This window comes from Leifsonia sp. LS1 (assembly GCF_020521355.1).
In the GTDB taxonomy this organism is placed as follows: domain Bacteria; phylum Actinomycetota; class Actinomycetes; order Actinomycetales; family Microbacteriaceae; genus Leifsonia.
Window position 1 is genome coordinate 26676 of record NZ_BPER01000015.1, and the last position, 25311, is coordinate 51986.

Genomic DNA, 25311 nt, shown 5'->3' on the forward strand with positions numbered 1-25311 from the left:
AGCTTCTTGAACCAGGTGGCCATCAGAGTGCCCCTCGCAGCTCGGCCGGCAGTTTCAGGTGTTTGGGAACGACGATTCCCAGCGGGAGCGCAGCCGCGAACGCGGAGTCCTGGGCGCCGGTCACGACCCGCAGCCGAAGGCGGGCCGTGGCCGACAGGTTCTCGATCGCCGCTTTGGCGTCGGCTGCCCGGGTTGTATCGGTCACGGTGGCGGTGACGACCATGCCGAAGTTCACCAGGCCGGCACCGTTGGCCTCTTCTTCTGCCGTCGCCATCGCGGCGCGCGTTCCCACGACGTCGCGGGCGGTGGGCCGGTCGCTGGAAGTCATGTTGAAGCTCGCGGCGCGCAAGTCGGACTGGACGATCGCCGCCGCACGCGCGACGTCGATCGGCCGGTACAGCCAGGTCACCCGCTTGCGCGCGATATCGCGGTGCGGGGCAAGGAACCGGGTCAAGATGTTGGCCTGCACGATGCCGCGCGGAGCTTCGGTCATCTGCCAGGTCACCGAGAGTGCAGAGTCATGCCGATAGCTGTCCCAGTTCGCCTGAGCACCCGAAGGGCCGACGTCGGACCAGCGCAGTTCGAACGGCTCGCCGGACTGGTGCGCGTCGTCAATCAGTTCCGCAATCTCCGGGTCGTAGGCGATCCGGATTACCTCGCACAACTGCTGCGCCCCGAGAGGCCGCGCAGCACCCGCGCCAGTTGCCGACAATGCTTGCGTCAAGCCAGGGAGGCGGGCGGCGAGTTCCCGCCCCATCTCGTCGGCGTCGCGACGTCGACCGTTGGCGCGGGTGGCCGCCGCGAACGTGATGGAGACGTACGCGCGCACGGTTGCGGATCCGGACGGGTAGCTGGCCACGACCTCGCGGAGCATTGCCTGGGCGAACGCCGGCGCTTCCGGGTCGATGTTCAGATTGACCTCGCCACGGAGGCGACGGCCCGTGTCGGGGGCCGTCTCGATCGTCACGGCAGCGGCGACGATGCCCGCCTCGTCGCCGAGGTTCGCCAGCCAGTGGCCCCAGTCGGCTACCCAGCTGTCGATCTGTTCCTGATCGACGAGCGCAGCGCCGTCGGGCTCGGTGCCGATCACGACGGTGTAGTCGCCAGCCGAGGGCACGTAGATCATCGCGAACGGTCGTCCGTACGAGTCGGTGTACTCGCTGAGCCGCGACTGGGCTGCAAGTCCCGGCAGCTGCGCGGTGCCCCAATCGGTTCGGCCCAGAGGCCCGGAGCGGTACAGATTAGAGCCGGACGAGCGGGCACGCGTCCAGTTCAGACGGTTCGTCGTGCGGGTGAGCGCGCTCTGCCCGTGCTTGTCCTTCACCGCGACGGTCAGGAGGAAGCCGGCCATGATGGCGAATACGATCACACCGTTGATGAGGCCGCCGAACATGACGGTGATGACCGTCGCGACGAGGCCTGCCAGGAGCACGATCGTCCCGACCATCCCCAGCCCCAACAGGCCGGGTGTCGTCGGTCGACGCCAGTTTCCGTAGGTGCGGACCTGCGATTGCGTGTTCGTCATGCTGACTCCTAGTTACTTCCCGATGCGCCGTCACCGGCTGCATCTGCCGCAGCGGTGCGCACTGCGCCGACTGCCTTCTGTCCAGCTTCAAGGCCCTTCTGGGCCGCCATAACGCCAACGCCCACCGGGCCAGCTGCCGCAGCTCCACCCGCTGCAGCTCCGCCCCCAGCGCCGGAAGCTCCCGCCGCTTTCCCGGCGGTAGCCGCTGTGCCGGTGTTTCCGCCCGTGGGGGCGGGGGCGGGTTTCGTCGCGGGTGTACTCATCGCACCGGTCGCGTTCGGATTACTTGTGGAGCCGCCACCACCACCACCTGATCCGCCACCCGTGTTGGCTTTGCGGATCGCGCCGGTGGCGATTTCTGCTGCGCCCGCACCCGCGCCAGCGGCGAGAGCCAAGCCGGCACCGCCGCCACCACCGACCTGGGACACCATTGGCGCTACGAAACGCATGAGGGCTGGCAGCGCTACGAGCGCCATCGCCATGAGCGCGAGGCCAGTGAGGATCTTGATCAGGCCGCTGCCGTCATCCTTGAACAGGTCGGCGCCGGTCAGTTTGAACGCAGCCGCGTAGACGATTGCCGCGGCGGGCTTGTAGAGAATGAACGCGATCAGCCAGCCGGTGCACTTCTTGAACCAGGCTCGCCCGGTCTCCGTGTTCGTGAACGCTGCGGAGATTGGGAAGATGCCGGCGAGCAGCACGAGCATGCCACCACGGATCACCATCAGAATCACCTGAATGTAGGTGAAGAACGTCGCGACGATGCCGACGATCAGCAGAGCGATGAGCCCGATCCCGCTCGTTGAGCTGATGGCGATCATCGCCGTGATGTTTTGACCGAAGTCCTTGCCGGTCGCGCCGTCAAGAATCCACGTCGAGAACCCATCAGCGGCCGCGACGGCCAGGCCGATGCCGGTCAGGCCGGCAGCTGACACAACAACGAGAGTGAAGAGTGACTGCAGCAGGTCCTTGCCTGCCTGCGCCCGCTGCGTCCATGCCATCCGTGCGCCGGCGATGATCACCGACAACACCGCCAGCCCGCCCGTGTACCACCAAAGCGAGTCCTGGATGTAGCCGACCGCATCCGACGCGTTCGAGGATCCCATGCCGGGCAAGAGCGCCGCGACGATGGCAGAGGCTCCGGAAATGAGCACCACCGCGCCGAGGATCACGCCGAGCCGCCCCAGATGCCGCTCACCGTCGCCCCGGCGACGATTCACGGCCAGGAGCGCACCGCCAGCGATCAGCGAGAGAACGCAGATCGCGAGGGAGATCCACACGGACCACTGCAGGATCGTAAGAAAGCCCGATGCGCCAGCGGCACCCTCAGCCGAGTGATTAGCGGCGGTCGAGCCGCCACCCGTTAGGTTCGGTGTGGGAATCAGCACCCACACCGAACCGAGCGCTGCAAAAGCCTTCCCAACGCCCTCCACGACGTTGTTCACCAGCTGCTGCAGGCTGTCGTTGGTCGCCTTGGAAATGATGCCGGAAACGCATCCGGTGGGGTCGATGATTGAGCAGGCCATTATGCGCCCGACCAAGGAATGTAGCCGCCGAGGCTCTGCAGCTGCGCTGGCGGCAAGGTGAAGCCGCCGTCATCTGTGGTTTTCACCTTCCAATCCCCGTCGACCCATTGCAGCGCGAAGGGGAAACTGACGAGTTCGCCAGTTGAGAGGTTGACCGCAATGTCGACGGTGGCCTGGTCGCTCGAATATGAATCGAGCTTGAAGCCGGCGATCTGGTAGCGGACGGGCGTGGAACTGGGGGTTCCGGACTGCTTGAGAAGCGCGTCACGGCCGGGGCCCGGCACCGTCAGCTTGTCGGCTACCTCGTGCAACAGGCTGCGATCGGATACGACCGCCAGCATGTTCGCCGCAGCGTAGAGGGAGCCGGTTGGCGTGTGTGCGTAGCAGCTCCGGAAACCGGAGGACTCCACGTTGCCCGGTCCCGACCCCTTCGGGTCGGTCGGGGCGGCAACGGTGCCAACTAGCGCCCACTTGGTGTTCGGCGCTTGCGTAAGGGTTCCAGACTTCTCAAACCCGGGAAGCCCGCACGCGCTCCGATCAGCCTCGCTCACGGCCGATTGCGTAGAGGTGTTGGTCGGCGCCGCTGACGGATTCGCATTCGGCTTCGCCTGGCCGCCGATCACTGAGCTAACGATTAGGACGACCGCGCAAAGCAAGACGACCCCAACGACGACCGCCGCGACGATGAATCGTCGGCTGGTGAACGGGTTCGACTCGGATGGCTGGCTGTCGGACATGCGTCTCTTCCTTTCGGTCAGCTGACGAGGAAGCCGACGAGGCTGGCTGCGCCGGCGATGACGATTACGCCGGCCATTGCCATGCCGAGCGCGCCCAGGTGGGCGCCGCCCTCGCCGCGTCGGCTCTCGATCGCGAGCTTCGCGCCGATGATCATCAGGCCGATGATCACGACGCCGAGCGCGAGCCACTTCACCCAGCCCATCACGGCGATGAACTTCTCCGATCCGGGAGGGGCGGAGCCGTTTCCGGGGTCGGGAACGTCGAGCGGAACGAACGAGTTCACGGTGTCGAGAACGGTGTGGAGGGTGTGCATTGTGCTTCCTTTCGGTCAGGCCGTGTTAGGCGCTGGTCGTGGTGGTCAAGGCGCTCACCGAGGCGATGAGCGTCCGAACGTCTTTGGGTGCGTGCTCGAGGTCGGGCGTCTCCCCGAGCCGCCACGCCTCTACCCAAGGGATGTGCCAGGTCTGCGGCACTCCCCCGGAAACCAGGTGGGCCAACTCTCGGAGAGGCTTCGGAAGCTTGCCGGGCGCATCGGCCACGATCACGAGGCCGATGAGGTTCACCGATGGGAGCACGCCGGATGCCCACTCGATCGCCGCGCGCTGCGCGGCGGCGAGTCCTGAGGCATTCGAGCGGGCAACGAGGACGACGTTTGTCGTCGCTCCGTCGTAGCCAACCGGCCACGCGTGGCCCGCCGAGCGGGAGCCGGCGACCAGGTTGGCCAGGGTGGACTCCCCCGCGCCCCCGTGAACGCCGAGCCACCACAACGGTGCCGGACGATTGACGTCCCTCCGCGGGAGCCGGTCAGCCTGATCGGGCGCGGGAACGCCCGGCTGAGGAGCGGCCGGGCGTGGGAGTTCGCGGCGAGCCCGGACGGGTGGCGGTGCCTGTTGAGGCACGCCCGGTCCTGCAAGCCACGGGTGCTGGGAGTCCGTCACCGGAGAGCCCCCTCCTTCGGTACATGAACTGAGTCGTCTACCCAGTATCACCTGCATGGGTGACACGAAACGGGATACTGGAAACATCACCACCCACACCCCCGAGGATGGAGCGTCAGCGATGTTGCCGAATAGACCCGGATATTGCCGAACCTTGCCGATTGATCGAACTATACGCCTAAACTGTTCGGCATGGACAGATGGCCGGACTTTGACATGAGCGCCCTCGACGACCTCTTGGCGGGGCTCCCGCCGACTCTCAGCGTCAGCGAGGCAGCCAAGGTGTTCAACGTCAGCGAAGACGTGATCCGCGGCGCCATCGGCTCCGAGAACCCCGAGGAACGCCTGCCCGCGCTGCGAATCGGCCGCGGCTACACGATCCTCACAGCGGACTTCGGCGCGTGGGCACGGGCGCGCTATACCGGGCACAGCGACAACTAGGAAGGCGGCAACATGGCGCAGCAGGAAACCTCGCAGCCCACCATCCGGGCGATTGTGAACCCGGATGCAACCGGGGTGCTGGTGATCGAGGGGACTCACCACGAGGTCGCCGGCAACAACGACACTCACGTCCGCGAACAGATCCTCACCCAAGTCACCGGCCGAGCGCGTATGTACGGCCGCCCGGTGATGCTCATCACGCAAGACGCGATGGGCCAAGGGCAGCTGATCGTGTCACCGGACGGCAGTGTCGAAGCGGTCGGAGAGTTCATTCCAGCTGAGCCAGCATCCGCTGTAGAAGACACCGTGCAGCGGGTGGAGGTGCCGCCGACATATGACGTCGAGCGTGTACCTCCGCCTCCCGCCGCAACTCCGACGCCAGCGCCGGCGCCGGTGGAGGCTGCAGCGCCGCAGCAGACGACGATCAGCGAACGGCGCGCAGCGCGCGCATCCTTCCTCGAGAAAGAAGCACCCGAGCAGCCCGCGACGCAGGGATGGCGAGGCGTGCTCGCCCGCGTCGGCGTCCAGGTTGCGCCCTCCGAGTCGGAGCTAGCCGAGCGGCGCGACGTCCACGCCGTGAGCCAGCACTGGCCGGGACCGCGCACGATCGCCATCGTGAACGGCAAGGGCGGGGCCAACAAGACCCCGACCACCGCGCTCCTGTCTGCGGTATTCGCCCGCTACGGCGGCTCAGGCGTGCTCGCGTGGGACAACAACGAGACGCGCGGCACGCTCGGGTGGCGCACCGAGCAGGGTCCGCACGAGGCAACCGTGCACAACCTCCTGCCGCAGACGGAGCGGCTGCTCTCCCCCGCCGCCCAGTCGTCCGACTTGGCACACTTCGTGCACCACCAGACAGGCGACAAGTACGACGTGCTTCGCTCGAACCCGCAAGCACTCTCCGCTGACCAGCGGATCAGCCGCGTCGAGTTCGACGCTCTGCACCAGGTCGCCAGCAAATACTTCCGTCTGATCTTCATCGACTCCGGCAACGACGAGTCCGCCGAGCGCTGGCAGCAGATGATCGACCGCAGCGACCAGCTCGTCATCGCGACCACCGCGCTCGGAGAGCACGCCGAAGCCGGCGCACTGCTCCTGGACGGGCTCGCCCAGCGCGACGAGCGCTCCGCCGCACTGGCCGACAACGCCGTGGTGATCGTCTCCCAGTCGGAGAAGAGCGCCGACAAGGGCGACGCACAGCAGATCGCCAACGGCTTCTCGTCGATCGCGCGTCGAGTCGTAACCATCCCGTTCGATGAGGCGCTGCACAGTGGCAAGATCCGCTACGACGCCCTCAACCCCGTCACGCGGCGTGCGTGGCTTGCCGCTGCGGCCGCCGTCGCGGAGGGCCTATGAAGCGCGCCGTCGCTGCCGCTGGCGTCGCCCTCGCGGCTCTCATGCTGACCGGATGCGCACCGCACATGTCGCCCGTCTCAACGCCGGTCGCGACATTCCCGGACGGCACCACCAAGACACCACGCTCAACGCCGACCGATGGGCTCGACGACGGGCCGAACGGCCCAACGCCGGCCCCAGCGGACTCCACCAGCCAGGCGGCGGCCGTCAAGCTTGCCGAGAAGTTCATGACGGCCTTCGCCCGTCCGCAGCTGGACGCTACGACATGGATGAACGCCCTCTACCCGATGCTGACGCAGCAGGGCGCAGCCGCCTACGAAGGCACTGACCCGTCCAACGTCCCCGTCCACCAGGTCACCGGCCGCGGCTCCGTCGTCGACGGGGCCACCGCGTACGCCCTGGTTGTGACCGTTCCGACCGATATCGGAACCTACGCCGTCTCGCTCACCCGCAAGGCGCCGACCGACCCGTGGCTCGTCGACCGAATCACACCACCAGGGAGGTAGACACATGCAGCAAGGCGGCAAGGGGGTGCTCGCGTTACTGCTCGTCCCCCTCCTGTTCGTCGGACTCCTGTTCGGCTTCATCCTGCTCCTCGGCGGCAGCAACGCCGCCGCGGCCGCGTGCGGCCCGGCCGGTGCAGGCGTCAAGGTCGACGAGAACACCGTCCCGACCGCCGCGGTGGCCGGCTACGGCCACGACCAGCTCGTGAACGCCGCCTACATCATGAACGCCGCCGAAGCGCTGGGCCTGAACGCCCAGGCCCAACAGATCGGCGTCATGACGGCGATGGGCGAATCCGGACTCCGCGTGCTGGACCACGGCGACCAGGTAGGGCCGGACTCCCGAGGCCTGTTCCAGCAGCGCGACAGCTGGGGCAGCCTTGCAGACCGGATGGACCCCTTCAAGTCCGCGACCCTCTTCTTCGAGCGCTTGAAGAACGTCCCCAACTGGGAGACCCTCGAGCCGACCCTCGCCGCCCATAAGGTGCAGGTCAACGCCGACCCGTACTACTACGCCAAATACTGGGACGCGGCCGGACAGGTCACCGCCGCTCTCAGCGGCGTCACCGCCTCTCCCTCCACCGGATGCGGCAGCAGCGCCCTCGCCATGCCGCTGGATATGCCGTTCAACATGACCGACAAGTTCGGCCCGCGCAGCTCACCCACCGAAGGCGCAAGCAGCTACCACCCGGCCGACGACCTGCAGAACTGGCCGAACCCGTGCGGCAAGCCCATCTACGCTATCCAACCCGGCACGGTCGTTCTCTCCGACCGGCTCTACCTCTCGATCAAGAGCCCCGACGGGTACACAATCTCCTACCTGCACAGCCACCAATCCGACCGGCTCGTGAAGGTCGGGGACACCGTGCAGACCGGCGAGAAGATCTCCCTCGTTGGGGATGAAGCACCCGCCACCGGATGCCACCTGGACCTCCGCATCAACGTCGTCGGCAACATCAACCCGCAGGTCGCGACGCTCCCCCTCGACTCGGCCGTGCCCGGCTGGGTCGACCCCGAGAAGTTCTACGAACTCTTCGGCATGACCCTCTGCAACGACACCTGCCACAGGAACTACTGATGCCGACATTCATCCCAGCCCCGTCACTGCTTGTCAGCCATACGCGACCACGTCGTTGTCGAATGCGACCAGCACGTCAGGGATACGTCCGTCCCAGCACCGCCTACGACTTCTTCGCGACACGCGGTCCGTTAATTCCAGTAACTGTTACTAATTCACGCTTGACTCAGACCATGTCGAACGCACGTGGTGGCCGTAGGTCCAAAGGGCAGCGCGAACTACTTGGTACGCGAGCCCCCGTCCTCCTCGCTGAAGCAGCACGAACCAAGGCCGCCGAGCTCGGCCTCAACGTGAACGACTACCTCGCAACGCTGATCGCGCAGGACACGAACATGCTCGAGTTCGCACCGCGACCGGCCGACCCCACTCGACTGGAGCTGCCTATCACCGCCGCTTAACGAGAGAGGGCCGCCTTTCGGCGGCCCGTCCCCACGATTTCACTTTGAAGCCGAACCGCCCACTCGCCAAAGTTACGGTTCGATCTTCAACCCAGTAAGCCGGAGAGCCCGGAGGCTCTTCAACATCCTGAGAGGAGTTGGCAGCATCGTAACCCAGATTTCTGGTTCCGTCACGTTCGTGGTCTTCCCGCGTGTCGGCGTGTCGCCTGCCGTCCGCTCCGCCGTGACCACCGCCGGCGTCGAGCTCGTTCGGCCCCTCTCCCCCGCCGACTTCCTGCGCGGACCCGCGCGGGCACCCTTCGACACCCTGGAGGCGCGCACCCAGAGCCCTTAAAACGAGTGGCCCGCCGCTTATGCGACGGGCCAGAAGTTCCTTGCCGATCCGGCGAATCTTGGCGGAGGAACCCGGATCTGGACTGTTCAGTTCAAGTCTCCCGGCAGAACCGGGGGGCGAGGCTATGCCCGTTTCTCTCGAAAGGACGCCTTCATGGTAGCGCTGCTCGCACCCATCAGTGGTGATGGCGACGTCTCCGGCACCGGCGTGTCGCCGTCCTGGGAACGGGCCTGGAAGCTCACCCGACTGATCTCCCCGCGCTCTGAGGTCCACAAATCCGCCCGCGACGCCTACGGTCAGCCGGTCAACGACTACACGCTTGCGCACGGGGTGGGGCCGGTCGTCCCGATGACGCCGTGGCTGGTCCATCTGGCTGATCTCGACTGCCGCTACTGGCTGCTCGCCTTCGACTTCGACGTCGTCGCCGGCGACCCGGTGAGCATCGAAGAGGCGCAGGACCATGCCGACGCACTCTCGATCCTGCTGGGCCAGCTGTCGATCCCCCACGTCGTCTGCGAATCCTCGTCGAAGGGCGGTCGCCACGTGTGGGTCGCGATGGCCGAGGGCGCTCCCGCCGAGCTCGTCGCCCAGGTCGGAATCGCAGCCAAGGCGGTTCTGCCTCGGCTCGACCGCGGCATGCTCTCCAACCCGCAGCGCGGTGGGGCGCGGCCGCCGCTCTCTCCGCACCGGAACGGCTCGTTCTCACGAGTGCTGCGCGGCTCGCTCGATTACCTGACGGCGCCGTCGACGACCGTGGCCGACCTCGAGATGCTGCTGGACGCTCTCCTGGAACGTTCCCCTGCGCTTTCACCGGAGGATGCTGCAATCTCCGGCGAGCTGCGCCGCATCGAGTTCACCGGCAGACGCACCCTCTCGCCCGCTCAGGAGCGCTGGCTCCAAGTAGACGGCGGGGGAGACGACCCATCCAGGACTGCGTTCATCGCGCTACTGGTCCTAGCCTCCAACGGATTCTCGTTCGAGGACGTGGTGGCCATCGCCGCGATCGCCCCAGGGCTCGAACACTTCCGCACCCGGCGCGCTGGCGAACGTGGCCAACGGCGGCCGCGGTCAGCAGAGGAAGCACGCTCTCGTCTCGAGGACGCGTGGGAGAAGGTCCTTAAGCGAGTGCGAGTCCGCCGCTCGGCGCCTGCTGCCGAACCGAAGGACGTCGTCACGCTGCAGCGCCAGGTGGTGGCCGCCGAAGACCTCCTGGAGCGGTTCCGGGTGAACCCAGGCCGATGGGGCGGCCGCTACGGCGCGCCCACCCGTCGCACAGTTATGACCGCCCTGGCCTATCTGACGCTCCGCACTGGCAAGAGCGCCGTCGCTGCATCAACACGCACCCTCGCCGAGCTCTGCAATATCGACCACTCCACGGCCGCACGCGCCCTCCTCGACCTGGAAGCAGATGGCCTCATCGGACGTATCCAGCATGCGGAGGGCGTCAACGCAGCGGCGTGGTCCATGATCCCCAGCCAGAGCTTTTACACAGCTTCAGATCTAGGTGCGACACAACCCTTAAACAACACACCCCGCCCCCACGAACCTTCTTCTGAACTGGCCTTGCTCTACGCCCGCCGCTCTAGCGTGCTGGAGTTACTCGAACAGTTCCTTGGCGACCTGCAGCACGACGTGTTCACCTATCAGGGACTTGGTCACCAGGCTGGCCAGGTCTGGGCTCTGATGCGTGGTGGAGCTGTCTGGACGGTGGAACAACTTGCCCGCACCATGCAGGTCAGCTACGGCCACGCCACCGAGCTCCTCTCACGCCTTCGCGGAGTGAAACTCGTTCGGACGTCTGCCGAGGGTTGGACCAGCGCGCGACGCGACCTCCGACGCTCGGCCGCTGAACGACTGGGCGTCACCGGTTACCTCGGGGCGCGTGAGGCCGGTCACGAGGTCGATCGCACTATCTGGCGCTGGTGGCGTGCTGAGTTCGAGCGGATGACCACTCCCCCGTGGGAACGCTCCAAGCGGCGACACATCACAGACCGTGCCCTCAGTTGGGGTGACCGCGCCCGAGGCGGAGAGACCGAATGGCCGATGTACCCCCGGCGACGCGATGATCCTCGGGCACTGGCTGATCACCGGCGGGCGCGTGAGGACGTCGAGGCCGGCTTGCTGAGTCCCTCGTCGAGGTGGACCCTCGGCACTTATCGCGAGGCGGCCTGACGGCTGATCAGGACTCGCTGTTGATCCCAAGCCAGTGAGTATCCTTTGGCCATGACGGACACCAGCTCCTCCTCCCCAGAGGACTTCCTCCAGGCCTTCATCGTCGAGGGCGACCTCATCCCCGTTCGCGAGCTCGAGTACGACATCCGGTCGTTGGCCCGGATCGCAGCCCTCAGCGCGTGGCTGGGAACCGTGGCCTTCGGCGAACAAGCCGGCCAGCTGCTCGACGCCGAGGCGATCGACGAACTACCGGTGCGGCGCATCCAGTACGGCAGCCCCCTCACGATCGACTTCCAGATGCTCCCTTGGGTCCTGAGCTATGCCGTTGCCGCGACACCGACTGTGGTCGCATTGCTGAAGCGCATCGGTCAGCTGCGGGTGGACTTCGCGAACGCGAGTGAGTCGAACGCGCGCAGAGACGCTACCCAGGAAGATGCCGAAACCACCCGGTCCGTAAGGAAGTTGCGCGAATACCGCGAACGCCTCCATTTGATCCGCGATGCGGCGGAATCGCTCCGGCCAAGTCTTGACGAGAACGATGCCTTGATGGTGGATCACCTCGTGCGTCAGGCAGAGTTGCGACCCGACCTGCTGCAGGACTCGATCGACGCGCTTTGGCAATTGTCGGAGAAGACGGTGCGAGTGCAGTCGGTCTCGGCCGGCCCGGGTGGTGACTCGGCCGCTGAGGCGTGAGGCTCCGGCAGCACCGCTACTCCCCCGTCGGCGCTGGTCCGGACCTCCGAACATCTTCATCGGCCTTTGCGGAGTACCGCTGCCACGAACGTACGAGCTCGAGAGCCGGCCACTCCCCCGCCGACACGACGCGTGCGATCTCGTTCGCGTAGATATCGCGCATATCCTCCGCTGCGTGTTTCAGCGGATCCTCTGACTCCCCCATGGTCCCTGACAGTACGTGCGACCACCGCCAAATCGATATCCCGCCTTTAAGGGTCACCGCGGCCAGCAGCGTTTGAGCGGGGACCCTCTCAGCAGCGCTGTACGCCCGGCTGACCGCCCCTCCCCCGTCTTGGACCCAGATACCCTCAGCGGAACCGATTCGCTCGATACAGGTGAATTTCCGCTACCCCGACGCGCCAGAACTGCCCGATAGCGCTATCGGGCAGTTCTGGGATTGCTGGGTATACAAGAATGGCCAGAATTGCCAGCCGTACCAGAATGACCAGAGAGTGCAAACCCGACAGGGCAAGAAAGAATTGCCCGATCTGCCAGACGTGCCCGATAGCGCTATCTGGTAGTTCCAACAAAGCAAGATCGGTCCGATTGCGCTATCGGGGGATTCCGGCAATGCCAGACACGCCCGACTCACCAAACGATCTGGGCGACCCAGATAGCTACACTCGTGCCCGACAGCCTGCCGGAACTGTGGCGGCATCATCGAGTGAGATCGGACTGAAATTGGCGGAAATCGACTTCGACCGCAGCGAGCTGCAGCAGGTCGTCGCTGTGATCAACGGCAAGGGTGGCGTCGGCAAGACGACGATCACTGCGAACGTCGGGGGACTGCTTGCGGCAAGCGGCTGGCGAGTACTCGTCGTCGACGCCGACCCGCAGGGCAACCTCGGCTTCGACCTCGGTTACGCGGATACCGACCGTGACGACGACGGCAAGGAGCTGTCGAAGGCGCTGGTCTACGGCGACGCTCCGAGACCTTTGAAGGACATTCGTCCGGGGCTCGACGTTCTTCCCGGCGGACACCACCTCGAGGGTGCCGCTGCGACGCTGGCGACGAAGATCGGCAAAGGGGGCGCGAACTCAATTCAGGGCCGGCTCGCCCTGGCGATCGCGCTCAACCAGATCGCGGGCGACTACGACATCATCCTGATCGACTGCCCGCCGAACATCGACGTCCTCCAGACCGCCGCCGTGGCTGCCGCCCGCTACGTACTCATTCCGTCCCGAAGCGACGCCGCCTCGCGTAAGGGTCTCACCCTCACCGCGAATCGGCTTGACCAGGTCATCGACTTGAACCCGGACCTCGACCTCTTGGGCATCGTGCTCTTCGGCACCTCACAGAGCGCCAAGCGCGTCCGCAAGGAGGCCGTCGACGAAGTCAACGAGATCCTCGGCGTGACAGACGCCGAAGGCATCGTCTTCCAGAACTTCATCAGCCACTCCGAGGCCACGGCAAAGAAGGCTCGTGATAGAGGCCTACTGGTCCACGAGCTCGACGATGCGATCAAGGCTGCGCCCAAGTGGTACGAGCTGATGAAGAAGGGCCAGAAGGTCGAAAGCCCTGGCCCGGCGTCCGCACAGTCCGTCGCCGACAGCCTCCAGGCAGTCACCCAGGAGTTCGTCGCTCGCTTCACCGCGCGCACTGAGGCCACTGAGCAGGAACAGGAGACTGCTGATGTCTGACACCACCTCTCGCCCCGTCGGCGGCCCGCCGAAGCGCGCCGCGAAGGCCCCGGCGAGCTCGCTCATCAAGCGGAACCGTTCGCAGCCGTCATTCCCGTCGGCCGCGGAGGCTGAAGTGTCCGCCGTTGAGACCGACCGCCCCGAGACCGCGCAGCTCGATCAGGCCGATGAGACCATCACACCCGCGGCGTTCCTCGATCGGCCAGACGCCCCTGTGAGCCCTCCTTCGACGGTAGCGCCGGTGGGGGAGGAGCCGACGACCGAACCGGCTGTCACCGAATCTGCCGCCACCGCCCAGCCCACGGCGGTCGCACCCGTTCAGCCGGCTGCACCCGCCGTGTCGAACGCCGAGCAGGACGCGCTCGTGAACACGACCTTCCGCGTCCGCCGAAGCTCCAAGAAGGCCTTCGACGCCGCCTTCCTCGCCGCCAAGCTGCACGAGGGATGGCCCAGCGCGGAGGCGTACTTCCAGGATCTGCTCGAACGTGAGACCAAGCGGATCCAGGACGACTACAACAACGGCCAGCCGTTCCCGATCCGCGAGAAGGCACTGCCGCGGGGCCGGCCGATCGGCTCGTAACCGGTCATCCAGGTGTCGTGGCGGGGGAGTGGGGCTGTGACACACCGCACTATCTCCCCGGCCCTCCAGCGCCCGCGCCGACAATGGCAGAGATCGACCGATTCGTGACGCACGTGACCATCAACCTGGACAGGACACCCGAGCATGTCTGCTGAGCGCGAGTTCCGGCTCGACACATCGCAGCCCGGCGACCTCGATGCGGGAGAGATCGAGGAAGAGCGCTGGAACGGCCTCGTCGTGCCTCGGTCCCGCCTGAAGATGCTGGACTTCGCCACTCGAGCTGAGCAGGGGGCGGAGGACCAGAACATCGGCTTCTCGGCACGCCTGTTCGCGCAGGTCTCCCTGCCGCAGCGCAACCCGGGCGAGATCCCGTATTACGAACGCCGCAACGGGAACGTCACCCTGACGATGAGCCCGGGGCTGATCACGCGCCGAGACCGGACCAAAGTGCGGAAGTACCCCTACGGGATCTACCCACGTCTGGCCCTCACGTACGTCGCGACGGAGGCGTTCCGGACGCAGAGTCCGGTCATTGACCTCGGCCGCAGCATGCGCTCGTTCCTGTCCAAGCTGAACGTCGAGTACAGCGGCCGGAACGCGAACATCGTCAAGGACCAGCTCGCCGCGCTTTTCGGCGCCCAGCTGTCAGTCGAAGGCCTGGCCGTGACCGAATCCGGCCATGGCACGGTCTCCGAATACTTCCAGATCGCCAAGAGCGTCAGCCTCTGGTGGGCGAACCGGGAGGAGCTCGGCGACGAAGGGCTCTGGGCATCCGAGGTGCACCTTTCCGAGGAGTTCTTCAACTCGATCAAGGCATCCCCGGTACCGGTCGACCTGAAGGCAATCCGGGCACTCGGCGGCAGCAGCTTGCGGATTGACCTGTACATCTGGGCGACCTACCGCATGTACTACATGACCAAGCCGACCCGCATCAAGTGGGAAGACCTCAGCAACCAGTTCGGCGCCCAGTACGGTCGCCTGCGCGCGTTCAAGGCGGCCTTCATCAAGGAGCTCCAGGCGGTGCAGATCGTCTACCCGGCGCTCAACGCCGAGGTGACACAGGACTACCTGATCCTGCGGCCGTCGCTGACCCACGTACGCTCTCACAAGCCGTACAAGGCCGTCGAGTCGAAGGCCCGACCCGCGAAGTAAGCAACAGCCTCGGCCATTCGGCTACGAGCCAAGTCGGTGCGCCAAGCGTGGGGTCAATTGGTGGCGCTCGCACCAGGCGGTCGCTCTGGGGTCATTCGGTGGCGCTTTGCTCGACCCGTCGCCAACGGGGTCATTTGGTGGCGGCCCTTGCTCGCCGTGCTGGCGAACATCCCGTGGGGTCAATTGGTGGCGCGCTCGATCACCGTGGCAGCTTTGGGGCCAATTGGTGGCGCGCGGAACCCGCTGGAGTGGGGACATTTGGTGGCGGCCTTCGAGCAGCTCATCGAGAGCGGGGGAGTGGGGTCAATCGGTGGCGCCCGGTCTGATCCGCGGACGCTGCCGGCTGGGATCAATCGGTGGCAGAAACGGCCTCTTCGGCGCTGATTCCCGCCACCAGATGTCCCCGGATTTACTGGGATCAATCGGTGGCGCTCTGGGGTCTTCCGGTGGCGCCCGTGGGATCAACAGGTGGCAGTCATGGGGTCATCTGGTGGCGCAGGCACCGTTCAGGACGGCCCGCGATCCCAGTACTCGCGCGGGAGTCGGGGCCATCGGCGTGCCGCCCCCTGTAGTTCTTCCTATAGCTCTACCTGTTGAATACCGGCTTCTTAACTGAACCACGGAGCGAATCGGCACTGATCTTCGTCGCGAGCGTCAGGCGATTTACCGGTTTGGAGCAAGTCAACTCATCGTGGAGCCGGGTCAGCTATAGACAGCCAGCAGGATTCAGCGACCCGCAGTCCACTCATCTGACCGCAGCCAAGAGCCAGCTCAGTCGCCAAAAGGCACAGGCGGAACGGCGCATGCTGATCGCTAACAACAAGGCGTGGGCGTCCGCCGAGACGGTTCGCCGGGAATGGCTCACCGAGTTCCTGACCCGCAAGACCCTCCCCAAGGACGCCGCCAAAGTGATCGCCCAGGGCCTTACCATCCACCGCCGCGACGTGGGAGCCGCTGCCGCAGCTGGAAACGAGTTGGCCCACCACCTGCTCGGCATCGAGCGCGGCGGCTACTACGACGACAAGCTCGCCGCGCACGTCGAGCAGTCCCCCACCAAGGCCCAGCACGTCAGTCTCGCCGCGGTGCTCGGCGGTATCGAGTCCGCCACCAGCAAGAACACCTGGCGCTACCCGGAAGCCACCAAGGCGGCCTACCTGTCCCAGCTCGCCGCGTGGGGTTACAGTCTGTCCGACGTCGAGCAGATCGTCATCGACAACGCAGCCACCCGCAGCACGGCACCGCTGATCGAGGACGACGAGGACGACACCGACTTCGACGAATAGCCACCGAACTGGGAGGGGCGGCGTGCATCCCATCCGCTGCCCCTCCCACCCCCTGGCCGTTTTCCCCAAAGCGGTCCGGGGGCATTCCCCGCACCAGGACCGGCACGGAGGCCGGCCCATTCGATTGCAGAGTGATATCACTCCAATATCGGCGTGACGGTGCCCGGCATCAGCGCCGGGAAATGAGGGGCGGCGGCGTGGCCGCCGCACTGTCTCATCGAATCGGAGCCGCTGCGCGGCACAGCCCTTGTCGGTCTTTTGTGACCATTCCGGCAGATCACCGTAGTTCGCTCCGCGCCTGCAGCCTGGGCTTTCGCGGCATATCCTCACTCGCTGCGCTCGCTCCGGTATTCCACGACCCGGGCCTCCGGCGCTCCCGCTCACTATCGATTTCTCTCGCCGGAAGGCACAAAAAACAGTTGTCCACCTGGGGAGAGTCCGATGAGCACCAGCACCAAAGCCCGCCGCACGAGTAAGAGCATCGAAGAGAAGAAGGCCCAAGCACAAGCGCTGCACGACTCGATCAGTGAGCAGATCGAGCAGCTGCGCAGCTCGGAGCGGTGGCGCGCGTTTCTGGACTTCGCACAGTCGTTCCACACCTACTCGCTGAACAACCTCCTGCTAATCCTGTCCCAGAAGGCCGACGCCAGCCACGTCGCCGGATTCCGCAAGTGGCAGGCGCTCGGCCGCCAGGTCCGCAAGGGTGAGACCGGCATTCGCATCTTCGGCTACTCCACCAAGAAGATCACCGACGAGGACGAGAACGGCGACGAGGTGGAAAAGCGGGTGGCCCGGTTTCCGGTCCTGTCTGTGTTCGATATCAGCCAAACCGATCTCATCGAGGGAGCAGAGGATCCCAGCTCCCTCGCGCAGCAGCTCACCGGGGCGGATGACTTCGGCGTCATCGACGCCCTGTCCGCGCACTTGGTCGCACAAGGCTGGACGATCGAGCGTCGCCCCCTCCCCGGCACCCAGAACGGCTACACCGACCCGGAGGTGGTCGCCGTGGTGCTGGACAGCGACCTCAGCCCCGAGCACACCGCCAAGACCCTGATTCACGAGACCGCGCACATTCTGCTCGGACATACCGACGACCTCACTGAATACGCCCAGCACCGGGGACTGATGGAGACCGAGGCCGAATCCGTCGCCTACGTCGTTGCCGGCCTCGCCGGATTCGACACCAGCGCCTACAGCATCGGCTACATCGCCGGATGGGCGCAGGGCGACACCGACCTGATCAAGTCCACCGCCGCCCGCGTGCTCCACACCGCCCACGAAATCGCGGAAATCTTCGACCCCGCCGACGACCCCGCAGAGGACGCCGCCTGACAGGCGGGCACTCGCCACCCGGCAGAACGGAAAACCTCATGATCATCACCTACGAACGGCCCGAGACCCTCCAGCCGTACCAGCTCGACTCGCGGCGGCCCCCAACCTCAGCCCCACCGGCGAGGAATGCGGCGGCATCACCTACTACGTCGGCGACCCGGAATGGTGCTGCACCCGTGCCCCACCCCGTAGGCAACGAACACCGAGCCGCACTCGAGCGGTGACGCTCACTTAGTATGGCGGCGAGTGTTCGAGGGGGACGGATGCGCGGGGAGCAGAGCCTAACGCGGCGACGCGGCACGGAGGCCGCGCGCTGACGGAGCCGCTGCGCGGCGCTGAGCGTGTCCTGCATTCTTTGACCTGTCCGGCCGATCACCGTAGCTCGCTTACGCGGCTGCCGTTCCGCGCTTTCGCGGCATATCCTCCCTCGCTGCGCTCACTCCGGTATTCCACGACCCGGCACTCTCGCCGCTCCCGCTCGCTATCGATTCTCTCGTCGGCAGGCAAAGAAAAACTCTAATGATCAGTGGTTGGTCTGAGGCTGGCTGACAGACTAACCTTCGGCCCTGGCGCTGCGTGACTCCAAGAAAAACTGGCCCGCCGTGAGGTGGTGCCTTCCGATCGACCCGTCCGCGCGCTGGGGGCTGAATGTCGGTCTGTCTGTTCCGATGGCTTCATAGAAGGTCGTCCGCTCCCGGCGTTCTGGGCTGCGTGACTCGTTAGAGATACGCCTCGCAACACCCTTGACCGACGTGATGAACCATCCGTTGAGAAAGGGAGGAGTGCTCGGTGACGACCGTGACCGATGAATACGACTACGTGGTCGGGGTGGATACTCACGCCAAGACCCACACTTACGCGGCGCTAGCCGCGGACACTGGCCGAGTGATCGACTCGGCAATGTTCCCCACCTCGCCCACAGGAATCAGCCGAGCGTTGGCCTGGATGCATCGCCGCGCTGATGGCCGGCTGCTGATCGCGATCGAAGGGGCCGGCTCCTATGGTGCCGTCATCGCCCGGGTCTTCCAGGACGCGGGCCTGGCCGTCTGCGATGTCCGGCCGCCGAAACGCGCAGCACGCGCTGGCCGGGGCAAGTCCGATGAGATCGACGCCGTTGCCGCAGCACGCACCGCCCTCGCCACCGACGTCGAGCGGCTCGCGGCCCCACGCTCGGACGGGATCCGCGCCGCCTTGCGAGTCCTGCTGATGGCGCGGCAAGCGATGGATGGGCGACGCACCGCGGACCGCAACGCGCTCACCGCACTGATGCGCAGCTTCCAGCTGGGGATGGACGTCCGCAAGCCGCTCACCGACGGCCAGATCCGCGAGATCGCCGGCTGGCGGCACCGCCCCGCCGAGGATGCGCCAATGACCACCATCCGCCAAGAAGCGCGCCGGCTTGCGCTCTCGATCATCGAGCTGACGCAGCAGCTCGAGCTCAACCGGGAGGCGCTGGCTGACTACGTCGAACAGCTGGCGCCCGGGTTGCAGAACATCCGCGGCGTCGGCCCGGTGACCGGTGCTCAGGTCCTCGCCGCCTACTCGCACAAGGGCCGGATCCGCAACGAAGCCGCGTTCGCCAACCTCGCCGGCGCCGCCCCGCTGCAAGCCTCCAGCGGCAACACCACCCGGCACCGGTTGAACCGGCAAGGCGATCGGCAACTGAACCGGGCGCTGGACACCATCATCCGGGTCCGACTCACCTGCGACCGCGGCACCCAGGACTACATGGCGCGACGAACATCGGAAGGCAAAAGCCGCCGAGAGGTCCGCCGCGCCCTGAAACGCTACCTGGCTCGGCAACTCTTCCGACAGCTGAACACAGTCATGGCCTAACACCCAGTCGGGTTAGTCACCACAGCCAAGCGGAGCCGCACGGAGGCGGCGCTGATCTTGCTGTTCGGAACGCCTACGGCGTGCTGTTCTTGCCACCATATTTTCGCCATTCCGGCCGGCCGATCATAGCTTCCTCCGGCAGCTCCGTTCCCTCCGGTCGCTATTTGCAGACTCCACTCGCTGCGCTCCCTCCGCTTAGCAACCGCTCCACTCCGGGCACTGCGCTGCCTCCACGCGCTCTCGATCTCTCTGCCGGAACGGCAAAAAAACTGATCGGCGGGACAACCAAAGCAACACCCGCTGATTTGACACAGACCCATAGAAGGGTCGATCAGGAGCAGGACAGCAGAACCGCCCTCACCTGGTCAGTCGGCCCGGCAGACCAATTTGACACCGACCCATAGAAGGGTCGGTTGGTTGAGAGAGAGAAGAGAACGATGAGCACACTCATTGCGGACACCGACGACGTGACCCGGTTCTGCGCAGTTTTCTCGGACGTGGGCCTCGCGCACGACGTCGCACCCACGCTGGGATGCCGAGAAACTGAGGCGCTGGCAGGAATTCTCCGAGCGCTGGGGGAGCCCGCCGCTGCCGACCTGTGGCTCGACGCGCACGCCACCAGTGACGAGCTGGGCGACCAGCACTACATGCCCGCTCCCGAGCCCTACATCGTCCCGATCGACCCCATGGAGGACCTTCAATGCGACTCCTGCCAGTGATGGCGAAGAAGCCGCAGGGGCGGGCGCAGCGCGCCCGCCCTCCTTCGGCGCGCCGGGGCGGGCTGTCTCCATGACCAAGTACACACCGGCCGAAATCATCGCCGGGGGTATCCAGGACACACGCGAGAGCTTCGCGGACCTATACGTCGAGCTGCACGAACTCCGTCAGGAAGCGGCGTACTACTACCACCGAGCCTTCGTCGACGACGGGCCCGAACCGCAGCAGGAGGGTGCGGTGGACTTCCATCCCTCACCGCCGGCGTTCGGTGGCAAGGACCTCGAATGGCCGGCACGGCGAGTCCGACTGGACCGCCTCACCCAGAAGGGCCTTGCTCTGTACGTGCACGGCGTATGCACCGCATTGCAGGAGCGAGACGAACTCCTACGTCAGATCCAAGACGCCGAACACGACATAGAACGCACGGTGATCGCGATGGACGGAACAATCGCCCAGATCGTCAACCGCCATCTGCGTTACATGACCGTGCTCGAGCGGCGCACCAAGAACGAATCCGAGTCGGCGCCCCTCACCCCGTGGGACGTACCGATCCGACAACCAGGCACTGACCAATATCTCCCGCCGCACCCATGAGGCCACCGCGTAGGACCATCCGACGACGCCTCACGTCCCAAGAGCCAGCCCCGGCCGCACTCTCCCGGCCGGGGCTTTCTTGTGTCTAGAGCGAGCCGCGAGGCGCGTCGAGCACGGCGTTTCCCAGGAGCTCGAGCAGGCTGCGCCAGCGTTGCTGCGCAGCAGTGGGGGAGTCGAATTGCCCCAGGTGCACCACGAACTCCGAGAGTCCCTGCAGCTTGCATCGGACGCTGACCATGATCGGCGCTGGAGGCGTCGTGATCGTTGGAACCAGTGAGGTTATGTGTTCAGGATTGACCCACATCGTCGGGTTGTCCCGGTCGGGGAACGGCACCAGCGGCATGCGCGCAGCCTAACGGGTGTCACAGCCGGTGCACGAAGTTCCCCGCCACCCATACGTAGACAGGCGATCGACCGCCTTCGGGAACATAGCGGATCAGGACCAGGCCACCGGTGGTCCAGGCGATCGCCTCGGCGTCGACGAGCTGCACGTCGGTGTAGGCCACCTGCACCGGCACGTGCGCCTTCACCGGGACCGGTTGAGGTTCGTCTCGACGTCGACCGCTGGCACGCACCATCTCGTCCGGGAGGCTGATCGGCCGCGGTTGTCGCTCGGCCGCCTTGGTAATCTCCGCCAGCTGTGCCGAATAGACGTCGTAGCGCTTGTTCGTACCCACGAGCTCTCAAGTCGGGTCGACGTCGACCAGGATCCAGCCGACACCGTGGCGCTGCAGCTGGAACACGCGCACGTCCGCCGGATCCTGCTCACTGCGGCCGATGACCGACCACCCGACCAGGTGCTCGGCCGGATGCGTCAGAGCATCGTGGGCCACCGCTGTCCGGATTGCCTCAGCGCCTACGGCTCTGTACCGGTTACCCGCCCACACCAGGCGGACCGGGGAGCCCTGCTCGATCCAGACGTGAACAATGTCTGCGGCGGGCGCGATGCTCATGACCAGGACCTCCAACTGCTCGGTGTCACCCCATTGCACCACAATTCGAAGATATGTTCGAATGTTGTGGGAGGTAGGAAACGTGAAAACGCTGCACGCGGGGGAGAAGGTCTGGCTGGTCCTCGACGACGCTGCGAACCGGATCGAGTTCCAGATCGAGTACGCGCCGGCGACCCGCTCCGACACGCACGAAACGCTGATGATGTACCGCGTCGACCATTGGGTTCTCAAGCGCAGCGACCGCTGGCCGTTGGGCTACTACGACGAGCTGCGGCAGGCGCTCGACGCGTGCGCGCTGGCGCTTGGCATGCCGAACTTCCTCGCGCCGGCGACCGCGCCGGATGGCACGATCATCACTCCCGAAGAGCAGCGCGAACGATGGCGGGCCGGTCTCGACCCGCGAACCGGACGCAGCCCCAGTGCGATGCTCGCCGATGCCGCCCGCGGTGCAGGTTAACCAGCCGCCTTGGGAGAGTCGTCGGCGGTTGTCATCGGGATGCTAAAGAATGGGAGAGTGAGTTCCGTGTCCCTGCTTGATGCCTCTGACACCTCAGAGCTGCGCAAAGCGCGGGGCGCATTCTTCACCCCACAGCCGCTGACCCGGTTCATCGCCGAGTGGGCGGTCCGCACGCCTGCCGATCAGGTTATGGAGCCCTCGGCGGGTGATGCTGCATTCCTGATCGAGGCGGTACGCCGGCTGGTCGACCTGGGCGTGGCGGCGCCCACCGTTGCCGGTGTCGAGATCCATGAGCACAGCGCTCGCGTCGCGCGCGAACGCATCACCGGCGCTGGCGGTGCTCCCAACATAGCCCACAGCGACTTCTTCTTGGTCGATCCTGCCCCCCGCTACGACGCGGTGATCGGGAACCCTCCCTACATCCGATACCAAGATTTCACCGGCGAAGCCCGCAGCCGTTCACGCGCAGCAGCGCTCAAGGCCGGGGTGGCTCTGAGCGGGCTCGCGTCCAGTTGGGCCGCCTTCACCATTCAGTCGGCCCTGTTTCTGCGCCCGGGGGGCCGCATGGGGTTGGTGCTACCTGCAGAGCTATTGAGCGTGAACTACGCAGCCCCGGTCCGGCAGTTCCTCTTCGACCGGTTCAGAAGTGTCGAGCTGGTGCTGTTCACCGAGCGCGTCTTTCCGGAAGCTGAGGCTGACGTCGTTCTTCTGCTCGCGGACGGGTTCGATGAGGGCCCCGCAGATCACGCCACCATCCACGAAGCCCGCGACGCCGAAGCCCTCGAAACGCTCGGCGTCCCGCTCACATGGTCGCCGAGGACGCCGGCGGATAAATGGACTGGGCTGCTGATCGGTGCGGAAGCACTTCGACCTCTGAGGGAGTTGCGTGAATCGGGTGCATTCGGTGTGCTCGAGGACTGGGGTGACACGACCCTGGGGATGGTGACGGGTAACAACGGATACTTCGCCCTCTCGCCTGCACGCGTGAAAGAACTGGGCCTGAGCCGATCCGATCTTTTGCGGTTGTCTCCTCCGGGCAGCTCACATCTTCGGGGGCTTTCCCTCACGCGGCACAACATGACCGACCTCGGCAACGCGGGCAAAGCGACCTGGCTGTTCCGCCCCGGAGATACTCCCTCTGCTGCTGCCAAGGAGTACATCAAGGCCGGCCACACCGCTGGCGTCGACCAGGCGTACAAGTGCCGCGTCCGGCGTACTTGGTACCAAGTGCCCCTCCTTCCGCCGGCTGACTTGCTCCTGACATGCATGAATGCCGACACGCCGCGACTGACGACCAACGAGGCCGGCGCGCTGCACCTCAATTCGGTACACGGTGTCTACCTCTCGGACGAGCATCGAGAGCTCGGCCGAGAGTTGTTGCCGTTGGCCAGCCTGAACTCGGTGACGCTGCTGAATGCGGAGATGGTGGGCCGCTCCTATGGCGGCGGCATTCTCAAGATTGAACCCAGGGAAGCAGACGTCTGGGCCATGCCGTCGCCCACCCTGGTGGCAGCACGCGCGGACGCGCTTCGCGCCATCAAGCCGCGTGTGGCCCGCCTTCTGCGCACGGGTGAACTGCTCGAAGCCGTCAAGGTTGTCGACCAGGCCCTCCTCTTGGACTCAACAGAGCTTTCGGCGCATGACGTGGACGTCGTGCGCCGGGCACACCAGGCGATGACCTCACGACGAGTAGCAAGGGCAGAAAGTGGCCGCTGAACAATCCGCTCGGTCCAAGGCATGGGCTGTTTTTGACCGGATCTGCTCCGACGCGGCGCCTGGCGGCATCCACTCCAATCCCTGGGCTCAAGGGGCAGACGGTGAAGTCCGCTATGACCCCGACTATGACGTGCTTGAAAAGCTTCTTGGGGTCCCTCTGTACTTGGAGGCACCGACAACCTCCGGTGTCCCTGCTCTGGCTCTGGACGTGTGGGTCTCGTACGAGCTGCGCCGTGCCGGTTTCGATCCGAATGCGACGTGGCCGCGCGCCGAACATCCTCGAATCCTGCCGACGGCGATCGCGAACCTGCTTCAAAGCCTGAAAGGTAAGGAGCGCGCGCAGCTCGTCGCCCGCCTCGCGAAGCCCACACCGATGAAGGGTGTTGTCTCGGCTTCAGCGAACATCCTGGGGAAGAACTACCTCAAGCAGGTCGACGTCGTCATGTCGGACTGGGATACCGGGCCTGAGCTGCTGATCAGTACTAAGCGCATGGACTCCAGCTTCGGCAAGAACGCCGCGAACCGGGTCGAGGAGAGCTATGGCGACGCGAAGAACCTCCGGCTCCGGCACCCACTCGCTGCTCTCGGCTTCGTCTACGGTCTGCGCTCAACGATCCTGACTGAGGAAGCGAAAAAGGCCAGGTGGCTGATCGACCTCCTTCAAAAGCTGGGCCGCGAAGACGACGCCTACCACGCGGTCGCACTCATCATGATCGAGTACGGCGCTGAAGTGCCCGCCGAGGGCGACGTGGATGAGGACGACGGCGAGAACCCCCTCGCGGCCGCCGGCCTCGAACCAGACGAGAACGAAGACGAGGTCGAGGAAGTTCCCGCCTCGGCTATTGACGAAGCCCTCGATAACCTGCCGCGTGTGACCATCCGTCACGACGCGGTGCCGCCGGCGCTCCAGCCGTCGCGATTTCTAGAGCTGATGGTGCGGAGAGTCATTGACGCCACTCCAGTCGATCGTCACGAGGAAGCCCGACGACGACTGGACGCCCCCCGAAAGGCTGAGCCCACCTTTAGTTGAGTATTGCCCTCGAGATGACAGGGTGCAATGGAGGACGGCTTCCGGTGCATGGGACATGAGCCGGAAATCATTGCAATCCAACTCATTTGTTGACCTGTCCTGAGATAGCGCCCGATAGCCGGTCCCTCAGTGCATCCCTCGGCTGGCGCACCACGCCATGCGACGTCTCACTCGTCGTATGTACCTAAACGATGAAGTGCGCGGTGATGGGGGATAACTGCACACTGGTTGCTTCTCTCCGCGCCTTTGCGGTAAAGTGAGGAGCGCTCTAGTAGTGCG

At 65.6% G+C, this 25311-nt stretch carries 27 protein-coding genes; 19 read left to right on the plus strand and 8 right to left on the minus strand.

What is annotated here, in order from left to right; genetic code table 11:
- Positions 1-22 precede the first annotated feature (22 nt).
- The 5 genes from LLS1_RS18735 to LLS1_RS18755 are packed head-to-tail and all read right to left on the minus strand — an operon-like array spanning position 23 to position 4553.
- Complete coding sequence (locus LLS1_RS18735; protein ID WP_226657929.1) at positions 23-1525, minus strand: SCO6880 family protein; 1503 nt, start codon at positions 1523-1525, stop codon at positions 23-25.
- Between the two features lie 8 nt (positions 1526-1533).
- Entirely contained in the window at positions 1534-3048 is a 1515-nt protein-coding gene (locus tag LLS1_RS19510) for a hypothetical protein (protein WP_264186958.1), read from the minus strand.
- Positions 3048-3785, minus strand: coding sequence for a hypothetical protein (locus tag LLS1_RS18745; protein ID WP_226657930.1), 738 nt, complete (start codon positions 3783-3785; stop codon positions 3048-3050). The genes LLS1_RS19510 and LLS1_RS18745 overlap by 1 nt, the downstream gene beginning before the upstream one ends.
- A gap of 17 nt (positions 3786-3802) precedes the next feature.
- Complete coding sequence (locus LLS1_RS18750) at positions 3803-4099, minus strand: hypothetical protein (RefSeq protein WP_226657932.1); 297 nt, start codon at positions 4097-4099, stop codon at positions 3803-3805.
- A gap of 25 nt (positions 4100-4124) precedes the next feature.
- On the minus strand, positions 4125-4553 hold the full coding sequence (locus tag LLS1_RS18755; RefSeq protein WP_226657935.1) for a DUF6668 family protein: 429 nt from the start codon (positions 4551-4553) through the stop codon (positions 4125-4127).
- A gap of 363 nt (positions 4554-4916) precedes the next feature.
- Between LLS1_RS18755 and LLS1_RS18760 the strand changes: the two genes are divergently transcribed.
- The 16 genes from LLS1_RS18760 (at position 4917) to LLS1_RS18835 (ending at position 20876) form a co-directional block, all read left to right on the plus strand.
- Complete coding sequence (locus LLS1_RS18760; RefSeq protein ID WP_226657937.1) at positions 4917-5165, plus strand: helix-turn-helix domain-containing protein; 249 nt, start codon at positions 4917-4919, stop codon at positions 5163-5165.
- 12 nt (positions 5166-5177) lie between these two features.
- Positions 5178-6521: an ATPase gene (locus LLS1_RS18765; RefSeq protein ID WP_226657938.1), complete on the plus strand. Its 1344-nt coding sequence runs from the start codon at positions 5178-5180 to the stop codon at positions 6519-6521.
- On the plus strand, positions 6518-7027 hold the full coding sequence (locus tag LLS1_RS18770) for a hypothetical protein (protein WP_226657940.1): 510 nt from the start codon (positions 6518-6520) through the stop codon (positions 7025-7027). The genes LLS1_RS18765 and LLS1_RS18770 overlap by 4 nt, the downstream gene beginning before the upstream one ends.
- A gap of 4 nt (positions 7028-7031) precedes the next feature.
- Positions 7032-8102 (plus strand): M23 family metallopeptidase, encoded by a 1071-nt coding sequence (locus LLS1_RS18775; protein ID WP_226657942.1) that lies wholly within the window; start codon positions 7032-7034, stop codon positions 8100-8102.
- A gap of 173 nt (positions 8103-8275) precedes the next feature.
- A complete protein-coding gene (locus LLS1_RS18780; protein WP_226657943.1) occupies positions 8276-8500 on the plus strand; it encodes a hypothetical protein in 225 nt (74 codons plus the stop codon).
- 178 nt (positions 8501-8678) lie between these two features.
- On the plus strand, positions 8679-8834 hold the full coding sequence (locus LLS1_RS18785) for a hypothetical protein (RefSeq protein ID WP_226657945.1): 156 nt from the start codon (positions 8679-8681) through the stop codon (positions 8832-8834).
- Between the two features lie 153 nt (positions 8835-8987).
- Positions 8988-11006: a hypothetical protein gene (locus LLS1_RS18790; protein ID WP_226657947.1), complete on the plus strand. Its 2019-nt coding sequence runs from the start codon at positions 8988-8990 to the stop codon at positions 11004-11006.
- Between the two features lie 51 nt (positions 11007-11057).
- Positions 11058-11699, plus strand: a complete 642-nt coding sequence (locus tag LLS1_RS18795) for a hypothetical protein (protein ID WP_226657949.1) — start codon at positions 11058-11060, stop codon at positions 11697-11699.
- 612 nt (positions 11700-12311) lie between these two features.
- Entirely contained in the window at positions 12312-13382 is a 1071-nt protein-coding gene (locus LLS1_RS18800; protein ID WP_226657951.1) for a ParA family protein, read from the plus strand.
- Complete coding sequence (locus LLS1_RS18805) at positions 13375-13962, plus strand: hypothetical protein (RefSeq protein ID WP_226657952.1); 588 nt, start codon at positions 13375-13377, stop codon at positions 13960-13962. The genes LLS1_RS18800 and LLS1_RS18805 overlap by 8 nt, the downstream gene beginning before the upstream one ends.
- Before the next feature lie 144 nt (positions 13963-14106).
- Positions 14107-15114, plus strand: a complete 1008-nt coding sequence (locus LLS1_RS18810) for a replication protein RepA (RefSeq protein ID WP_226657954.1) — start codon at positions 14107-14109, stop codon at positions 15112-15114.
- 803 nt (positions 15115-15917) lie between these two features.
- Positions 15918-16397 (plus strand): hypothetical protein, encoded by a 480-nt coding sequence (locus LLS1_RS18815; protein ID WP_226657956.1) that lies wholly within the window; start codon positions 15918-15920, stop codon positions 16395-16397.
- A 441-nt stretch (positions 16398-16838) separates the two neighbouring features.
- On the plus strand, positions 16839-17729 hold the full coding sequence (locus LLS1_RS18820; protein ID WP_226657957.1) for an ArdC-like ssDNA-binding domain-containing protein: 891 nt from the start codon (positions 16839-16841) through the stop codon (positions 17727-17729).
- Positions 17730-18518: 789 nt separating this feature from the next.
- Positions 18519-19565 (plus strand): IS110 family transposase, encoded by a 1047-nt coding sequence (locus tag LLS1_RS18825; protein WP_226657959.1) that lies wholly within the window; start codon positions 18519-18521, stop codon positions 19563-19565.
- Positions 19566-20002: 437 nt separating this feature from the next.
- Positions 20003-20284, plus strand: a complete 282-nt coding sequence (locus LLS1_RS18830; RefSeq protein ID WP_226657961.1) for a hypothetical protein — start codon at positions 20003-20005, stop codon at positions 20282-20284.
- Positions 20285-20354: 70 nt separating this feature from the next.
- On the plus strand, positions 20355-20876 hold the full coding sequence (locus tag LLS1_RS18835; RefSeq protein ID WP_226657963.1) for a hypothetical protein: 522 nt from the start codon (positions 20355-20357) through the stop codon (positions 20874-20876).
- An 85-nt stretch (positions 20877-20961) separates the two neighbouring features.
- Here LLS1_RS18835 and LLS1_RS18840 read toward each other — a convergent pair whose 3' ends face one another.
- Genes LLS1_RS18840 through LLS1_RS18850 form a run of 3 tightly spaced genes read right to left on the minus strand, consistent with a single transcriptional unit; the run spans position 20962 to position 21871 of the window.
- Positions 20962-21219, minus strand: coding sequence for a hypothetical protein (locus tag LLS1_RS18840; RefSeq protein ID WP_226657964.1), 258 nt, complete (start codon positions 21217-21219; stop codon positions 20962-20964).
- A gap of 19 nt (positions 21220-21238) precedes the next feature.
- Positions 21239-21553, minus strand: coding sequence for a hypothetical protein (locus LLS1_RS18845; RefSeq protein ID WP_226657966.1), 315 nt, complete (start codon positions 21551-21553; stop codon positions 21239-21241).
- A 6-nt stretch (positions 21554-21559) separates the two neighbouring features.
- Positions 21560-21871 carry a hypothetical protein gene (locus LLS1_RS18850; RefSeq protein WP_226657968.1) on the minus strand — a complete coding sequence of 104 codons (312 nt, stop codon included), beginning with the start codon at positions 21869-21871 and terminating at the stop codon, positions 21560-21562.
- Between the two features lie 40 nt (positions 21872-21911).
- Between LLS1_RS18850 and LLS1_RS18855 the strand changes: the two genes are divergently transcribed.
- The 3 genes from LLS1_RS18855 to LLS1_RS18865 are packed head-to-tail and all read left to right on the plus strand — an operon-like array spanning position 21912 to position 25032.
- Entirely contained in the window at positions 21912-22286 is a 375-nt protein-coding gene (locus LLS1_RS18855; RefSeq protein ID WP_226657970.1) for a hypothetical protein, read from the plus strand.
- Between the two features lie 57 nt (positions 22287-22343).
- Positions 22344-24002, plus strand: a complete 1659-nt coding sequence (locus LLS1_RS18860; protein WP_226657972.1) for a class I SAM-dependent DNA methyltransferase — start codon at positions 22344-22346, stop codon at positions 24000-24002.
- Positions 23992-25032, plus strand: coding sequence for a hypothetical protein (locus LLS1_RS18865; RefSeq protein WP_226657974.1), 1041 nt, complete (start codon positions 23992-23994; stop codon positions 25030-25032). The genes LLS1_RS18860 and LLS1_RS18865 overlap by 11 nt, the downstream gene beginning before the upstream one ends.
- Positions 25033-25311: the final 279 nt, after the last annotated feature.

What these genes read in the sequence shown, in the direction of transcription:
- LLS1_RS18815 (WP_226657956.1), top strand. Translation starts at nt 15,918, where the DNA reads ATGCTGATCGCTAACAACAAGGCGTGGGCGTCCGCCGAGACGGTTCGC.
- LLS1_RS18840 (WP_226657964.1), bottom strand. Translation starts at nt 21,219, where the DNA reads ATGCCGCTGGTGCCGTTCCCCGACCGGGACAACCCGACGATGTGGGTC.
- LLS1_RS18765 (WP_226657938.1), top strand. Translation starts at nt 5,178, where the DNA reads ATGGCGCAGCAGGAAACCTCGCAGCCCACCATCCGGGCGATTGTGAAC.
- LLS1_RS18820 (WP_226657957.1), top strand. Translation starts at nt 16,839, where the DNA reads ATGAGCACCAGCACCAAAGCCCGCCGCACGAGTAAGAGCATCGAAGAG.
- LLS1_RS18745 (WP_226657930.1), bottom strand. Translation starts at nt 3,785, where the DNA reads ATGTCCGACAGCCAGCCATCCGAGTCGAACCCGTTCACCAGCCGACGA.
- LLS1_RS18790 (WP_226657947.1), top strand. Translation starts at nt 8,988, where the DNA reads ATGGTAGCGCTGCTCGCACCCATCAGTGGTGATGGCGACGTCTCCGGC.
- LLS1_RS18830 (WP_226657961.1), top strand. Translation starts at nt 20,003, where the DNA reads ATGAGCACACTCATTGCGGACACCGACGACGTGACCCGGTTCTGCGCA.
- LLS1_RS18770 (WP_226657940.1), top strand. Translation starts at nt 6,518, where the DNA reads ATGAAGCGCGCCGTCGCTGCCGCTGGCGTCGCCCTCGCGGCTCTCATG.
- LLS1_RS18760 (WP_226657937.1), top strand. Translation starts at nt 4,917, where the DNA reads ATGGACAGATGGCCGGACTTTGACATGAGCGCCCTCGACGACCTCTTG.
- LLS1_RS19510 (WP_264186958.1), bottom strand. Translation starts at nt 3,048, where the DNA reads ATGGCCTGCTCAATCATCGACCCCACCGGATGCGTTTCCGGCATCATT.
- LLS1_RS18795 (WP_226657949.1), top strand. Translation starts at nt 11,058, where the DNA reads ATGACGGACACCAGCTCCTCCTCCCCAGAGGACTTCCTCCAGGCCTTC.
- LLS1_RS18750 (WP_226657932.1), bottom strand. Translation starts at nt 4,099, where the DNA reads ATGCACACCCTCCACACCGTTCTCGACACCGTGAACTCGTTCGTTCCG.
- LLS1_RS18780 (WP_226657943.1), top strand. Translation starts at nt 8,276, where the DNA reads ATGTCGAACGCACGTGGTGGCCGTAGGTCCAAAGGGCAGCGCGAACTA.
- LLS1_RS18735 (WP_226657929.1), bottom strand. Translation starts at nt 1,525, where the DNA reads ATGACGAACACGCAATCGCAGGTCCGCACCTACGGAAACTGGCGTCGA.
- LLS1_RS18800 (WP_226657951.1), top strand. Translation starts at nt 12,312, where the DNA reads ATGCCAGACACGCCCGACTCACCAAACGATCTGGGCGACCCAGATAGC.
- LLS1_RS18805 (WP_226657952.1), top strand. Translation starts at nt 13,375, where the DNA reads ATGTCTGACACCACCTCTCGCCCCGTCGGCGGCCCGCCGAAGCGCGCC.
- LLS1_RS18835 (WP_226657963.1), top strand. Translation starts at nt 20,355, where the DNA reads ATGACCAAGTACACACCGGCCGAAATCATCGCCGGGGGTATCCAGGAC.
- LLS1_RS18775 (WP_226657942.1), top strand. Translation starts at nt 7,032, where the DNA reads ATGCAGCAAGGCGGCAAGGGGGTGCTCGCGTTACTGCTCGTCCCCCTC.
- LLS1_RS18810 (WP_226657954.1), top strand. Translation starts at nt 14,107, where the DNA reads ATGTCTGCTGAGCGCGAGTTCCGGCTCGACACATCGCAGCCCGGCGAC.